Consider the following 14,606-nt stretch of genomic DNA (forward strand, 5'->3'; position numbering starts at 1 on the left):
GTCCCCGGGGGGGCCCCCGGCCGCGCCCCCGGCCCGGGGGGGGGGGGGGGGCGGGGCCCCCCCCCCCCCCGGGGGCCGGCCCGGCGCCCCCCCCCCCCGCCCCCCCCCGGCCCCCCCCCCCCCCCCCCCCCCACGCCCGTTCGTCTTCCCAGCGACAGAGCCAGAAGGGCATCCACCGGTGCGCAAAGAAGCAGAGTTCACCGCCTTCGCCGAGGGCGGTGCAACCCGTCTGCGGCAGATCGCCTACCTGATGTGCCGGGACTGGCACCTGGCCCAGGACCTCACCCAGACCACCCTCACCAAGATGTACGTGGCGTGGCCCCGGATAACCCGGCGGGACACCGACCCGTTCCTCTACGCCCGCAAGGTGCTGCTGAACAGCCTGCTCGACCACAAGCGGCTGCGCAGCACCGGCGAGGTGGCCACCGACAAGCTGCCGGAGCAGCCGGACACGCCGGACGCCACCGCCGTGCGGCTCACGCTTCTGGACGCCCTCGCGCAGCTCCCGCGCCGCGACCGGGCGATCCTGCTGCTGCGCCACTGGGAGGACCACAGCGTGGAGGTCACCGCCGAGATCCTCGGCGTGAGCACCTCCGTCGTGAAGACCCAGAGCATGCGCGCGCTGGCCGTACTCCGCTCGCACCTGGGCGAGGACCGCGAGCTGCTCTTCTCGTGAGCAGCCCTCGGCCGAACGGCAGTGCGGTCACGATTCGGTATCGCGGGGCTGATTTGCGCGACGTGCGCAGTCTGGCGGTCTAGAACAAGGCCATGTGGCTCGTCTTTCTCGTCCCGGCCTGCGTCGTCGCCGTGGTCTCCTGTCTGCGCCTGATCCGCACCGCCGCAACGGCGGACGCGCTGGCCGGCCCGCAGGACGAGGAACCCGCCGAAGCGGTCGGGATCGGGCTGTACGAGACCGCGTACCTGGCCGGCGGGCCCGAGCGGGTGGTCGACCTGGCACTGGTGCTGATGAGCGGGCGCGGCCGGCTGCACCTGGCGCACACCGGCTGGACGACCGTGGTGGACCCGCAGGGCCGCAGCCGCCTGGAGCGGGCGCTGATCGGTGAGATAGGTCCGGACGGCCAGTGCCTGACCGCGCAGCTGCGCGAGAACCTGGCCGCGCACCGCACGGTGCTGGAGATAGGCAGCCGGCTGGCGCTGGCCGGCCTGGCCACTCCGGCGGCGATCCGGGAGAGCGTCGTCCAGTCGCTGCGCCAGGTCCGGCAGGCGCTGCTGCTCTCGGTGGTGCTGATGGTCGCGGCGATGTCGCTGACTGCGCCCGGGGGCCGCGAGACCACCGCCGCCGCGCTGGCCTGGTTCTCGCTGCCGCTGGTGCTCACCACGGGGACGCTGCTGATGGCCCGGGTGGACGTCCAGCCGTACACCCGGTGGGCGGCGCCGGCCGGGCAGGAGGTGCTGGAGGCGGTCCGGCTGCCGCAGCGCCTGAGCGGGCCGGGCGAGCGGGTGCAGGACGAGAAGCGGCTGCTCACCGCCGTGGCGATGGGCGGTCCCGCCGCCGTCCCGGACGCCCGGCTGCGGGCCGCACTGCGGCCGCTGCGGCGCTGACGGACAGCTGCCGCAGCGGCCGGGCGGGGTGGATCAGACCAGGCCGTTCAGCAGTTCGGCGACCGGCTTGCGGCGCCCGGTGAAGAACGGCACCTCCTCGCGGACGTGCAGCCGCGTCTCGGAGGCGCGCAGGTCGCGCATCAGGTCGACGATGCGGTACAGCTCGTCCGCCTCGAAGGCCAGCAGCCACTCGTAGTCGCCCAGTGCGAACGAGGCGACCGTGTTGGCGCGGACGTCCGGGTAGCCGCGGGCCAGCTGGCCGTGCTCGGAGAGCAGCCGGCGACGCTCGGCGTCCTCCAGCAGGTACCACTCATAGCTGCGGACGAACGGGTAGACGCAGACGTAGCCGCGCGGGGTCTCGTCGGCCAGGAAGGCCGGGATGTGCGACTTGTTGAACTCGGCCGGGCGGTGCAGCGCCATGTTCGACCAGACCGGCTCCAGCCGGCGGCCCAGGCCCGTGCGGCGGAAGCGGTTGTACGCCTCCTGCAGGTCGTCCGAGTTCTCGGCGTGCCACCAGATCATCAGGTCCGCGTCGGCGCGCAGCCCGGAGACGTCGTAGGTGCCGCGCACCGTGACGTCCTTGGCGGCCAGTTGCTCGAACAGCTCCTCGACCTCGGTGGCCAGCGCGCTGCGGTCCTCGGGCAGCGCGTCCTTGAGCTTGAACACCGACCACATGGTGTAGCGGATGACCTGGTTGAGGTCCCGCGCCTTCTTCTTCGCCTGCTCAGCGGTATCGGTCATGCCGACATTGTTCCTTCCGGACGGGATGCGCCGAGCGGCGGGGTCAACAACTCGTTGACCGCACGCCGGGCGCTGGCGATGCAGGCCGGGATGCCCACGCCGTCGAAGGCCGCGCCGGCCAGCGCGAGGCCGCCGACCTGGGCCGCCTGCGCGCGGATCCGGGCCACCCGCTGCGGGTGGCCCACCGGGTACTGCGGCAGGCCGCCGGTCCAGCGGGTGACGGCGGTGTCGTACGGCACGGCGGTCAGGCCGACGGCCGTGCCCAGGTCGACCAGTGAGCGGGCGACCAGCTCCTCGTCGGGCAGCTGGAGGGCCTGCTCCTCGCGGTGGCGGCCGAGCGAGGTCCGCAGCACGACGGTGTCCGGCGCGGAGCGCGCCAGCCAGCCCCACTTGTTGGAGGAGAAGGTGGAAGCCTTGACCGCCCGGCCGTCCACCGGCGGGACCAGGAAGCCGCTGCCGCTCGGCGGCCGGGGCAGGTCGGCCCGCCGGAAGGCCAGCGTGACCAGGGCCATGCTCGCGTACTCGACGGCGGCCAGTTCGGCGGCCGCGCCCGGGGCGGCGTCGCCGAGCAGCCGGGCCGCGACGGGGGCGGGGACGGCCAGCAGCACCGCGTCGGCGCTGATCGTGCGCTCCGCGGTGCGGACCTGCCACCCCTCGGGGGTGCGGCGCAGCCACTGGACGGGGGCGTGCGTGTGCAGCTGCGCCCCGGCGCGTTCGCAGGCGGCGACGAGCGCGGGCGGCAGGGTGCCCACGCCCCCGCGCAGGCCCTGGAAGACCGGTGCGGGCGCGGCGGCCGTGCTCCCGCGGGAGACCAGCTCGTGCACCCCGGCCACCAGCGAGCCGCCGCCCCGGGCGATCGGCAGCAGCTGCGGGACGGCGGCGCCCAGCGAGATCTCGTCGGCGTGCCCGGCGTAGACGCCGCCGAGCAGCGGCTCGACCAGCCGGTCGAGCACCTCGCGGCCGAGCCGGGCTTCGATGTAGCGGCCGATCGCGATGTCCTCGCCGACCTCGACGGGCTCCTCGCGGCCGGCCCGGCGCACCCCCTCGGCGGAGACCACTCCGGAGGCGGCGAGGGCGGCCAGGTCGCCGGGGACGCCCATCAACTGCCCGGCGGGCAGCGGACAGAGGGCGTCCCGGCTCCAGATGGCGGCCTTGGCGGTGGTCGGCGGCTCCAGGAAGTCGGCCAGGCCGACTTCCCGCGCGAGGTCGACGGCCTCGGGACGCCGCGCCAGCATCGCCTCGGCGCCGAGGTCCACCTGGACCCCGCCCACCTCACCGACCCTCAGCTTGCCCCCGAAGCGGTCGCTCGCCTCCAGCAGCGTCACGACGGCCCGCGCCGGCCCGCCGACCGCCCCGCTGAGCAGAGCGGCAGCGGCAAGGCCGGCGATGCCGCCGCCGATCACGACGACCTGCGGTAGTGGTTCAGACATGCTCCACAGTCTCGCAGAACGCGTCAGGACGCCTTGCGCCAGACCAGCGCCGCCGACACCGGGTGCCCGCGGTAGCGCTCCCACTTCGGCTTCACCGCCACCCAGCGGTCGTCCACCACGCCCTCGCGCAGCTCCGCGAGCTGCCAGCCCGCGCCGAGACCGGCCGCGACATGGTCGCTCAGCAGGTGCACGTGGGTGGTGATGGCGACCGGCTCCCCGTCAGCGGCGGTGAAGTGCGTGGGCATCCCGCTCAGCATGATGAAGTGCGAGTGGAAGACCACCAGGACGAAGAGCGCGCCGGGCTCCGCCAGCCGCGCCGCCTCCCGGTAGAGCGGCCGCAGGTCGGCCAGGTGCTCGTCGATCAGCGAGCAGATCACCAGCCCGTACCCGCCGCCCGGCAGCCCGGTCGCGGCGACGTCCGCCTCCACCAGGCGCTCGTGGACGCCCTTCTCACGTGCCAGCGCGAGCATCTGCGGCGTCAGGTCGACCCCGTCCGCCGCCGCGACGCCGGCGCCCCGCAGCCACACCCCGGTGCGCCCGGTGCCGCACCCGAGGTCCGCCGCGCGGCGCACCGACGGCCAGTCGGGGACGGCGAGTTCGTCCAGCAGCGCCAGGTCCATCACGTCCTGCACGGTGTCCTCGTAGTCGGCGACCCACTCGCCGTACCCCGTGCGGACGTCCACCGTCCGATAGCCGCGCCTGTCGAAGTCCTCGAAACGACTCATCCCCCGAGTATCGACAGACACCCGGGGGACGGCGATCCAATTATCAGCGCTGGCTGTTCTCGTGGACGAAGGCGACCAGCCGACTCAGGGCGTCCGGGTCCATGCCGGGCGTAACGCCGTGGCCGAGGTTGAAGATGTGGCCGCTCTCGCCGATCGCGCAGGCGGAGTGCAGCACCTCGCGGGCCTTGGTCTCGATCACCGAGGTCGGCGCGAAGAGCACCGCGGGGTCGAGGTTGCCCTGCAGCGCCTTGCCGGGGCCGACCCGGCGGGCGGCCTCGTGCAGCGGCACCCGCCAGTCGACGCCGACCACGTCGGCACCCGCCTGGCCCATCAGACCGAGCAGCTCGCCCGTCCCGACGCCGAAGTGGATCCGCGGCACGCCGTAGGAGGCGACCGCGTCGAAGACCTTGGTGCTGGCGGGCATCACCGAGCGGCGGTAGTCGTCGGGCGCCAGCGAGCCGACCCAGGAGTCGAAGAGCTGGACGGCCGAGACGCCGGCCTCGATCTGCACCTTGAGGAACCCGGCGGTGATGTCCGCGAGCCGGTCGACCAGCTCGGCCCAGAGCTCGGGCTCGCCGTACATCATGGCCTTGGTGCGCTCGTGGTTCTTGGAGGGACCGCCCTCGACCAGGTAGCTGGCCAGCGTGTAGGGCGCGCCGGCGAAGCCGATCAGCGGGGTGCTGCCCAGCTCCGCCACCAGCAGGCCGATCGCCTCGGTGATGTAGGGGACGTCGTCGGGCTCCAGCGGGCGCAGCCGCTGGAGGTCCTCGCGGGTGCGGATCGGGTCGGCGATCACCGGGCCGATGCCGGGCTTGATGTCGACGTCGATGCCGACCGCCTTCAGCGGCACCACGATGTCGCTGAAGAAGATCGCGGCGTCCACCTTGTGCCGGCGCACCGGCTGCAGGGTGATCTCCTTGACCAGCTCGGGCCGCATGCACGACTCGAGCATCGGGATGCCCTCGCGGATCTTCAGGTACTCGGGCAGCGAGCGGCCCGCCTGGCGCATGAACCACACGGGGGTGTGCGGAACCGGCTCTCGCCGGCAGGCGCGCAGGAACGCGGAGTCGTACGCGGCGCCGCGGCGCGCGGGAGCCTGCTGACCGGTCTGGGCTGCGGTTGTCTCACTCACGCGGCCATCCTCCCACGCGAGTCCTCAAGGACCGCCCGGGGCCACTCGTCAGTTCCTCCAAGGTCAGCCGGTCGGGGCGTACCGGCACAGAACGGGACAGCGGGCCAAGACACAGCGCCACGCGGGCAGCAGTTCCGCGCATCATGGCCGCGCGCCGCCTAGTCTTCAGGTCATGGCAGCGGTCGGCGGGAACCCCGCACAGAGTGGCGGGACGAGCAAGGAATCGGCGCCGATCGAGTTCCGCAGCGCGGTGGAGGCGCTGGCGGGAGCGCGGTTGCGCCCCGAGGTGCAGCTCGCCCCCACCCCGGCGCCGCGCCGGCTGGCGCCGTACAGCTGGGCGGTGACCGCCTCGGTCGAGGTGGACGGCGAGGAGGTGGCCGACGGCCGCCTCGTGCTGCTGTACGACCCGGCGGGCCAGGAGGCCTGGAACGGCGAGTTCCGGATCGTCACCATGACGCGCGCCGAGCTGGAGCACGAGATCGCGGACGACCCGATGCTCTCCGAGGTCGGCTGGGCCTGGCTGACGGACTCGTTGCAGACCCATGGCGCGATCGCGGGCGAGCCGAGCGGCACGGTGTCGCGCAGCTCCTCGCAGTACTTCGGCGCGCTGTCCGACCGGGCCTCCTCCACCGAGATCGAGGTCCGGGCCTCCTGGACGCCCTCGGACGGCCGCTTCGAGCGGCACCTGGCCGCCTGGGCGGACCTGCTCTGCATCTGCGGCGGGCTCCCGCCGTCGATGCCCGCGCCCCTGTCACTGCCTGACGCGCCGTCACTCGGCGGAGTGGTCCCGATGCCTGCCCGTCGCCGGCCGCGCTCACACTGAAGGCTGACGGGCCCTCGCACCCCGCCCACCGCCCCGCGCCGTGCCACCGCACGCACGCGGGGCGTCACCATGCGTCAACTCGGCGCCCCGGCATGTCCGTTTACGACTTTTCGGGACCGATTTCCGCCCGAGTCGCAGGCATGTCGCATCACTCGCCTGCTCGATTTGTCCGTATTGTGACTCACTAGATAGTGATCTTTCGCTAAAGCCGGGCGCGGATGATGCCGAAGCAGTCTGTGACCCTTTCCATACGCGGAACACTCCGACTCCTTCCCCCCTCGGGGTTCCGTCCGCCACTCCCCACAGGAGGCCTGGTGTCGGTCCTTCTCGACCACCCCGCGAACGTGGTTGCCTACCGTCCGACGAAGCCCACCGCCATGGTGGTGATCGCTGACCCCCGGGTCCGCAACACCGTCACGCGGCATCTGTGGGCTCTCGGTGTGCGCGACGTCATCGAGGTGTCCTCCATTGCCGAGGCCCGTCCCCGGGTCGGCACGCCGCGCGACATCTGCGTGGCCGACGTCCACCTCCCGGACGGCTCCGGGCTCACCATCCTGGCCGAGACCCGGGCAGCCGGCTGGCCCAACGGCCTGGCGCTCTCGGCCGCCGACGACATCGGCGCGGTCCGCAGCGCGCTGGCCGGCGGCGTCAAGGGCTACGTGGTGACCGGCACCCGCACCAACGTCGCGATGCCCGGACGCCCCGGGCTGCCGATCGGCGCGGGCGGCCTGGCCGGCCGGATGCGCCGTCCCGGGATGCCCGGCACGCCCGGCCACGGCGGCGCTCCCGGGGCGCCCGGCGCGCCCGGTACGCAGCCGACCACCTACCGCGAGCTCTCCGGGCGCGAGGTCGAGGTCCTGCGGCTGGTCGCGGAGGGCCAGTCGAACAAGGCCATCGGCGTCGCGATGGGCCTCTCCGCCCTGACCGTCAAGAGCCACCTGGCCCGGATCGCCCGCAAGCTGGGCACCGGCGACCGGGCGGGCATGGTCGCCGTCGCCCTGCGGACCGGCATCATCCACTGAGCGGCCGCGCGGCGGTCCGGAGGAACGTTTCCTCCGGACCGCCGTTGGCGTTCCGGCAGGTCCACGGCTGACGATCAGGCTCCCGCCCACGAGGCTCGTCGTACCCTTGGTGAGTGACCGAAGCCATCGATGCCATCGCCGTAGAGACACAGCCGGTCCCGCTCCTCGAACCCCGGGACGGCCTCCCTCCCGTCGTCGCTGACGAAACGGCGCTGGCCGCCGTCGTCGCGGCCTTCGCGGCAGGCACCGGACCGGTGGCCGTCGACGCCGAGCGGGCCTCCGGGTACCGCTACGGCCAGCGTGCCTACCTGATCCAGCTGCGCCGCGCGGGCGCCGGCACCGCGCTGATCGACCCGGCGGCCTGTACCGACCTGAGCGCGCTCGGCGAGGCGCTGGCCGACGCCGAATGGGTGGTGCACGCCGCCACCCAGGACCTGCCGTGCCTCGCCGAGGTCGGAATGAGGCCGCGTCAGCTCTTCGACACCGAACTCGCCGGACGGATCGCCGGGTTCCCCCGGGTGGGCCTGGGCCCGATGACCGAGAGCGTGCTCGGCTACACGCTGGCCAAGGAGCACTCGGCGGTGGACTGGTCCACCCGCCCGCTGCCCGAGCCGTGGCTGCGCTACGCCGCTCTGGACGTCGAGGTGCTGGTCGAGCTGCGGGACGCACTCGAACAGGAGCTGGACGGCCAGGGCAAGCTCGAATGGGCGCTGGAGGAGTTCGCCGCGATCGCGGCCGCACCGCGCGCGACCCCCCGGGTGGACCCCTGGCGCCGCACCTCCGGGCTGCACAAGGTGCGTCGGCGCCGGCAGCTGGCAGCGGTCCGCGAGCTCTGGCAGGCCCGCGACCGGATCGCCCAGGAGCGGGACGTCTCGCCGGGCCGGGTGCTCTCGGACGCCGCGATCGTCGCCGCGGCCCTCGCCATGCCGCTGAACGTGCCGGCCCTGCAGGCCGTCCAGGGCTTCGGCCCGCGGGTGCACCGCCGGCAGCTGGAGCAGTGGATGGCCGCGCTGGAGCGCGCCCGGGCGATCCCGGAGGCGCAGCTGCCGCCGGCCACCGCGCCGCACGAGGGCCCGCCGCCGCCGCGCGCCTGGGCCGAGAAGGACCCGGTGGCCGCCGCCCGGCTCTCCGCGGCGCGCGCCGCGGTGACCGAGCTGGCCGAGCAGAACAACCTGCCGGCCGAGAACCTGATCACGCCCGAGCTGGTCCGCCGGGTCTCCTGGGAGCCGCCGGCCGAGGCCACCGCGGCCACCATCGCCGGCGCGCTGCGCACCCTGGGGGCCCGGCGCTGGCAGGTCGAGCTGGTCGCCCCGGTGCTGGCCACGGCCTTCGAGACGGCTGCGAAGACGCCGCCGAGCGAGTAGCCGCACGCGTTCCCCGGGCGAGCCCTTGGACTCGCCCGGGGACGTGTCGCGGGACACAAGCCCGTGGGGACCCCGGCCCTGGGCAAGTTGGTTACCGACCAGTAGCATGGCGGTGAAGCAGTGCTGCTCGGCCGTCCCCGTGACGGGGTTCCGGTGGCGGCCTGCCACCTGTTCTGTTGGTCCCTGGGAGGAGAGCCCCCGTGCCTCGTACCGCGAGGGACGTCGTCTTCGTCGATGGCGTCCGCACCCCGTTCGGCAAGGCCGGCCCGAAGGGCATCTACCACGAGACCCGGGCGGACGACATGGTCGTCAAGTGCATCCGGGAACTCGTGCGCCGCAACCCGAACCTGCCCGTCGAGCGGATCGACGAGATCGCCATCGCGGCCACCACCCAGATCGGCGACCAGGGCCTGACCATCGGCCGTAGCGTCGGTCTGCTGGCCGGGCTGCCGAAGTCCGTGCCCGGCTACGCGATCGACCGCATGTGCGCCGGCGCGATGACCGCCGTCACCGCCACGGCCGGCGGTATCGCCTTCGGCGCGTACGACGTCGTCCTCGCCGGTGGCGTCGAGCACATGGGCCGCCACCCCATGGGTGAGGGCGTCGACCCGAACCCGCGCTTCATCTCCGAGAAGATCGTCGACGAGTCGGCGCTGTTCATGGGCATGACGGCGGAGAACCTGCACGACCGGCTCCCGCACATCACCAAGGAGCGTTGCGACGCCTACGCGGTGCGCTCGCAGGAGAAGGCCGCCAAGGCGTACGCCAACGGCGACATCCAGCCCGACCTGGTGCCGATCTCGGTGCGGAACACCAACCCCGACGCCGGCGAGACCGGCTGGGGCCTGGCCACCACCGACGAGCCGATGCGCCCGGGCACCACGATGGAGAACCTGGCGGGCCTCAAGACCCCGTTCCGGGTGCACGGCAACATCACCGCGGGCAACGCGGCCGGCCTGAACGACGGCGCCACCGCGTCGCTGCTCGCGGCCGAGGACGTGGCCCTGGAGCTCGGCCTGCCGATCAAGATGCGCATGGTCTCGTTCGCCTACGCGGGCGTCGAGCCCGAGGTCATGGGCATCGGCCCGGTGCCGGCGACCGAGAAGGCGCTGGCCAAGGCCGGTCTGACGATCGACGACATCCAGGCCTTCGAGATCAACGAGGCCTTCGCCGTCCAGGTGCTCTCGCTCCTGGACCACTACGGCATCGCGGACGACGACGAGCGCGTCAACCCGTACGGCGGCGCGATCGCGTACGGCCACCCGCTGGCCTCCACCGGCGTGCGCCTGATGAACCAGCTGGCCCGCCGCTTCGAGCAGCGCCCGGACATCCGGTACGGCCTGACCACCATGTGCATCGGCATGGGCATGGGCGGGACCGTCATCTGGGAGAACCCGCACTTCGAGGGTGGTAAGTGAAGATGAGCACCACTGAGCTTCTCAAGCGTGCCGCCGAGCTGTTCCCCGGCGAGGTCGTCACCACGGCGCACGTCCGCCACCTGGACCTGCCGCTGCAGGCCGGCAAGCTGGCCCTGATCACGCTGGACAACGGCTTCGACCACACCAAGCCGACCACCTTCGGCCCGGGTTCGCTGGCCAAGCTGTCCGAGGCGCTGGACCAGGTCGAGGCCGAGGCCGCCGACGGCAAGGTGGTCGCCGTCGCGATCACCGGTAAGCCGTTCATCTTCGCGGTCGGCGCCGACCTCAAGGGCGTCGAGGTGCTCAAGGAGCACAGCGACGCGCTGGCCATCGGCAAGGGCGGCCACGACGTCTTCAAGCGGATCGCCGCACTGCCGGTGCCGACCTTCACCTTCTACAACGGTGCCGCGATGGGCGGCGGTGTCGAGGTCGGTCTGCACTGCACCTACCGCACCGTCAGCACGGGCGTCCCGGCGTTCTCGCTGCCCGAGGTCTTCCTCGGCCTGGTTCCCGGCTGGGGCGGCTGCACCATCCTGCCGAACCTGGTCGGCCCGGCCAACGCGGTCAAGGTCATCATCGAGAACTCGATGAGCCAGAACAAGCAGCTCAAGGGCAAGGAGGTGTTCGAGCTCGGCATCGCCGACGCGATCTTCGAGCCCGCCGACTTCCTGGAGCAGTCGATCCTGTGGGCCGCCAAGGTCCTCAAGGGCGACACCGTGGTCGAGCGCCCGGAGATCGACCGCGGCGACAACTGGGACCAGTGCATCGCCTGGGGTCGCGCGGTCGCCGACTCCAAGGTGCACGGCGCCGCCCCGGCCGCCTACCGCGCGCTGGACATCATGGCCGCGGCGAAGGACGGAGACTTGCAGAAGGGCTTCGACGCCGAGGACGTGGCGCTGGCCGACCTGATCATGGGTGGCGAGCTGCGCGCCGGTCTGTACGCGTTCAACCTGGTGCAGCGTCGGGCCAAGAAGCCCTTCGGCGCGCCGGACAAGTCGCTGGCCCGCCCGGTCGGCAAGGTCGGCGTGGTCGGCGCCGGTCTGATGGCCTCCCAGCTGGCGCTGCTCTTCGCGCGCCGTCTGGAGGTGCCGGTGGTGCTCACCGACATCGACCAGGAGCGGATCGACAAGGGCGTGGGCTACGTGCACGCCGAGATCGACAAGCTGCTGGCCAAGAAGCGGATCAACCAGGACAAGGCGAACCGCCTCAAGGGCCTGGTCTCCGGCTCGCTGGACAAGGCCGCCGGCTTCGCCGACGCGGACTTCGTCATCGAGGCCGTCTTCGAGGAGATGGGCGTCAAGCAGCAGGTCTTCGCGGACCTGGAGGCGGTCGTCTCGCCCACCTGCGTGCTCGCCACCAACACCTCCTCGCTGTCGGTCACCGAGATGGCCTCCAAGCTGGAGCACCCCGAGCGAGTCGTCGGCTTCCACTTCTTCAACCCTGTCGCGATCCTCCCGCTGCTGGAGATCGTCCGCGGCGAGCAGACCGACGACGCGTCGCTGGCCACCGCGTTCGGTGTCTCGAAGAAGCTGAAGAAGACCGCCGTCCTGGTCAAGGACGCCCCGGCGTTCGTGGTGAACCGGATCCTGACCCGCTTCATGGGCGAGATCCAGGCCATCATCGACGAGGGCACCCCGATCGAGACGGTCGAGCAGGGCGTGCTCCCGCTCGGCCTGCCGATGTCCCCGATCGTGCTCCTGGAGCTGGTCGGCCCGGCCATCGCGCAGCACGTCTCGGAGACCCTGCACCGGGCGTTCCCGGACCGCTTCTCGGTCTCGGAGAACCTCGGCCGGGTGGTCAAGGCCGGCAAGCGCGGCTTCTACATCTGGGTGGACGGCCAGCAGGTGCTGGACCCCGAGGTGCTGGCGCTGCTCCAGTTCGGCGACACCGTGCTGACCGGCGAGCAGGTGCTCGCCCGCTCGCTGGACGCGGTGGCGCAGGAGATCGGACTGATGCTCGACGAGGGCGTCGTCGGCGAGGCGCAGGACATCGACCTGTGCATGATCACCGGCGCCGGATGGCCCTTCCACCTGGGCGGGATCACCCCGTACCTGGACCGTGAGGGTGTCTCCGAGCGGGTGAACGGCAAGAAGTTCCTCGCCCCCGGCCTGGCCAGCATCCCGGCCTAGTCGCGGCACACGCCGAAGGGCGGCACGCTCCCACCGGAGCGTGCCGCCCTTCGGTGTTTCCGGCCGCTCTGGGCCGTGCAGCAATTTAGGACAAAGCGCATAATACGGATAGGCCAAGCACATCGCACCACTTGCACACCCGAAGGAGGCGAGTCGTTATGGCCGACGTCTCACATCACCCCGGTGACCTCTCCACCCACCCGGACATCTCGGAGATGCGGAACCGGTACGCGCGCATGATGGACGGGCCGCAGGGAGTGGCAGTCGACGGACTGGTCTTCCTCGCGGGTCTGTACCTGGCCATCTCGCCCTACGTCGTGCACTTCAGCGCCGCCAGCCACGAGCTGACCCTCGTCAACCTCATCATGGGGCTGTCGATCGCGGCACTGGGACTCGGCCTCACCGTCGCCCCGGCCCGGATGTTCGGGCTCACCTGGGCGATGACGGCAGCGGGCGTCTTCCTGATCATCTCGCCGTGGGTCGTGACCATCGGCCACACCGCGACAAAGGGCATGATCTGGAACAACGTCGTGGTCGGAGGCCTGACCTGCCTCCTCGGTTTCACCGCCGCCGGGATGGTGATGGGCACCCGTCGCACGATCGGCCGTCGTAACACCTGACGACGCAGCACGTCGGTCCTGGTCTACCGGTTCACTTCCTGAGCCGGTAGACCATCGTGTCTCCGAAGGCGCCGACCACGTCGTAGTGGCTGTCCAGCAGGTTCTCGATGACCGGCACCATGGTGGGCTGGTAGGGCGCGTTGCCCGAGTCGTCGACCACGATCTCCGGCAGGCCCTTGGCGTTGATCTCCTGGTCGAAGGTCTGCCAGGCGTCCGGAACGCTGTACTGCTCGCCGACGTCCGCGGTGCCCTTGCCGCCGCTGAAGTTCGTCAGGAAGCCGGCGGTCAGGTAGCGGGTGACCGGCTTGCGGTCGGAGAGGTAGTAGAGCTCCGGATGCATGCCCCAGACCAGGACGGTGTCCTTGGGGGTGCTGCGGGCCGCAACGGCGGTGGCCACCGCCGTGGTCTGGCTCAGCTGCTCGCCCGGCCAGGCCACCGCCAGCACCCAGAAGGCGAACGAGGCCACCATGCTGTACGCCAGCACCGGGCGCCAGCTGATCGCCGAGACCGAGACGGCCCCGACGCCCAGCAGCACCAGCGGCGGCATCAGCTGCAGGTAGTAGTGGCCGAAGAAGTGGAAGCCGGTGGCGACCGCGACCACCGAGGAGAACAGGAAGATCCACAGGTCGCCGGTGGAGCCGCGGGAGGTGCCTGCGGTCGGCAGCTCGCGCCCGACGCGGTAGCGCAGCCAGAGCCGCCGGCCCAGCGGCAGCAGGAAGCCGAGGCCGGCCGCGGCCAGGATCGCCGAGTTGCCCAGCGCCCGGCCGAGCATCTGCCACCAGGCGCCGCCGCCCAGCGATGCGTAGTCGCCGCTGCCGGTGACCACCCAGAAGAGGAAGCCCTTCGGCTTGGTGAGGATCACCGCGACCAGGGCTATCGGCACCGCGAAACCGAAGCCGATCTTGAGCAGCGCGGGCCGCCAGCGCACTCCGCGCCGGCGGGCGTCCTGGAAGAGCATCCAGAGCACCGGCAGCAGCACCGCGCCGCCGGTCTGCTTGGTCAGCGAGCAGATCGCGACCGCTATCCCGGCGGCCAGCCAGCGCCGGCGCTCGGCATAGCGGAAGGCCGCCACCATCGCGGGCAGCATGAAGACCTCGAAGGTCGCCGCCTGGGTGTCCTCCGGGGAGAGCCCGATGGAGAGCAGCAGGTAGAGGGCGCCGGCCGCGCCGCCCGCGCGGTTGCCCCAGCGGCTGCGGGCGATCGAGGCCAGCAGCAGGGCGGTGGCGAGGTGGGCCACGATGGCCAGGGTGCGCAGCGGCCAGAGTGAGAGCGAGCCGAAGACCGAGAAGCAGGCCTCGTAGAGCCAGGGCAGCAGAGGCGGCTTTCGGTCGACCACGGTGTCGTAGAGGACTCCGCCGTCGGCCAGCATCCGGGCCTGGGTGGCGAGGTAGCCCTCGTCCGGGCTCCAGACCGGCCGCAGGAACGAGGGGATGTGCGTGGCGACCGCCAGCACGGTGAGCACCGGGACGACTCTGGTCCAGTACCCCGTCCGTACGCGGTCAGGCAGCCTGGCGTACAGCGCGACGAGGCGCGTGAGGGTCGTGGAGTCGGTCGGCACGAATGACAACCTACCCGGAGGGACCGGCGGGAGTGCCGCCGGTCCCTGCACTATGAGCTGTAAATCATGCAATTCCGGTTC

Annotated in this window: 13 protein-coding genes; 8 read left to right on the top strand and 5 right to left on the bottom strand. The window is 72.1% G+C overall.

Annotated elements, in window-relative coordinates:
* The first annotated feature begins 178 nt into the window (after window positions 1–178).
* Together P3T37_RS25715 and P3T37_RS25720 are read left to right on the top strand one after the other, a co-directional pair.
* On the top strand, window positions 179–676 hold the full coding sequence (locus tag P3T37_RS25715; protein ID WP_280726233.1) for a SigE family RNA polymerase sigma factor: 498 nt from the start codon (window positions 179–181) through the stop codon (window positions 674–676).
* A gap of 92 nt (window positions 677–768) precedes the next feature.
* Window positions 769–1,563, top strand: coding sequence for a TIGR04222 domain-containing membrane protein (locus P3T37_RS25720; protein WP_280726234.1), 795 nt, complete (start codon window positions 769–771; stop codon window positions 1,561–1,563).
* A gap of 33 nt (window positions 1,564–1,596) precedes the next feature.
* Here the strand turns inward: P3T37_RS25720 and hemQ are convergent, their stop codons facing one another.
* From hemQ to hemE, 4 genes are read right to left on the bottom strand one after another with little or no spacing between them, the layout of a single operon-like run.
* Window positions 1,597–2,304, bottom strand: a complete 708-nt coding sequence (hemQ, locus tag P3T37_RS25725) for a hydrogen peroxide-dependent heme synthase (protein WP_280726235.1) — start codon at window positions 2,302–2,304, stop codon at window positions 1,597–1,599.
* Complete coding sequence (gene hemG, locus P3T37_RS25730; protein WP_280726236.1) at window positions 2,301–3,734, bottom strand: protoporphyrinogen oxidase; 1,434 nt, start codon at window positions 3,732–3,734, stop codon at window positions 2,301–2,303. The genes hemQ and hemG overlap by 4 nt, the downstream gene beginning before the upstream one ends.
* Window positions 3,735–3,757: 23 nt before the next feature.
* Entirely contained in the window at window positions 3,758–4,459 is a 702-nt protein-coding gene (locus P3T37_RS25735; protein WP_280726237.1) for a class I SAM-dependent methyltransferase, read from the bottom strand.
* 43 nt (window positions 4,460–4,502) lie between these two features.
* Entirely contained in the window at window positions 4,503–5,591 is a 1,089-nt protein-coding gene (gene hemE, locus P3T37_RS25740) for a uroporphyrinogen decarboxylase (protein ID WP_280726238.1), read from the bottom strand.
* A 172-nt stretch (window positions 5,592–5,763) separates the two neighbouring features.
* Here hemE and P3T37_RS25745 point away from each other — a divergent pair, with 172 nt between their 5' ends.
* From P3T37_RS25745 to P3T37_RS25770, 6 genes are all read left to right on the top strand, one after another.
* Entirely contained in the window at window positions 5,764–6,414 is a 651-nt protein-coding gene (locus P3T37_RS25745; RefSeq protein ID WP_280726239.1) for a DUF3000 domain-containing protein, read from the top strand.
* 314 nt (window positions 6,415–6,728) lie between these two features.
* A complete protein-coding gene (locus tag P3T37_RS25750) occupies window positions 6,729–7,436 on the top strand; it encodes a response regulator transcription factor (protein ID WP_280726240.1) in 708 nt (235 codons plus the stop codon).
* A gap of 113 nt (window positions 7,437–7,549) precedes the next feature.
* Window positions 7,550–8,800 (top strand): HRDC domain-containing protein, encoded by a 1,251-nt coding sequence (locus tag P3T37_RS25755; protein ID WP_280726241.1) that lies wholly within the window; start codon window positions 7,550–7,552, stop codon window positions 8,798–8,800.
* A 200-nt stretch (window positions 8,801–9,000) separates the two neighbouring features.
* A complete protein-coding gene (locus P3T37_RS25760; protein WP_280726242.1) occupies window positions 9,001–10,218 on the top strand; it encodes an acetyl-CoA C-acyltransferase in 1,218 nt (405 codons plus the stop codon).
* A 2-nt stretch (window positions 10,219–10,220) separates the two neighbouring features.
* Window positions 10,221–12,347 (top strand): 3-hydroxyacyl-CoA dehydrogenase NAD-binding domain-containing protein, encoded by a 2,127-nt coding sequence (locus tag P3T37_RS25765; RefSeq protein ID WP_280726244.1) that lies wholly within the window; start codon window positions 10,221–10,223, stop codon window positions 12,345–12,347.
* A 158-nt stretch (window positions 12,348–12,505) separates the two neighbouring features.
* Complete coding sequence (locus P3T37_RS25770; protein ID WP_280726245.1) at window positions 12,506–12,967, top strand: SPW repeat protein; 462 nt, start codon at window positions 12,506–12,508, stop codon at window positions 12,965–12,967.
* A 31-nt stretch (window positions 12,968–12,998) separates the two neighbouring features.
* Here P3T37_RS25770 and P3T37_RS25775 read toward each other — a convergent pair whose 3' ends face one another.
* Window positions 12,999–14,525: a glycosyltransferase family 39 protein gene (locus tag P3T37_RS25775; RefSeq protein WP_280726246.1), complete on the bottom strand. Its 1,527-nt coding sequence runs from the start codon at window positions 14,523–14,525 to the stop codon at window positions 12,999–13,001.
* Window positions 14,526–14,606: the final 81 nt, after the last annotated feature.

The organism is Kitasatospora sp. MAA4 (assembly GCF_029893355.1).
GTDB lineage: Bacteria > Actinomycetota > Actinomycetes > Streptomycetales > Streptomycetaceae > Kitasatospora.

Excerpts from the sequence above, each read along its gene's own strand:
- hemG (WP_280726236.1), bottom strand. The coding sequence starts at position 3,734 with ATGTCTGAACCACTACCGCAGGTCGTCGTGATCGGCGGCGGCATCGCC.
- hemQ (WP_280726235.1), bottom strand. The coding sequence starts at position 2,304 with ATGACCGATACCGCTGAGCAGGCGAAGAAGAAGGCGCGGGACCTCAAC.
- P3T37_RS25720 (WP_280726234.1), top strand. The coding sequence starts at position 769 with ATGTGGCTCGTCTTTCTCGTCCCGGCCTGCGTCGTCGCCGTGGTCTCC.
- P3T37_RS25765 (WP_280726244.1), top strand. The coding sequence starts at position 10,221 with ATGAGCACCACTGAGCTTCTCAAGCGTGCCGCCGAGCTGTTCCCCGGC.
- P3T37_RS25735 (WP_280726237.1), bottom strand. The coding sequence starts at position 4,459 with ATGAGTCGTTTCGAGGACTTCGACAGGCGCGGCTATCGGACGGTGGAC.
- P3T37_RS25745 (WP_280726239.1), top strand. The coding sequence starts at position 5,764 with ATGGCAGCGGTCGGCGGGAACCCCGCACAGAGTGGCGGGACGAGCAAG.
- P3T37_RS25770 (WP_280726245.1), top strand. The coding sequence starts at position 12,506 with ATGGCCGACGTCTCACATCACCCCGGTGACCTCTCCACCCACCCGGAC.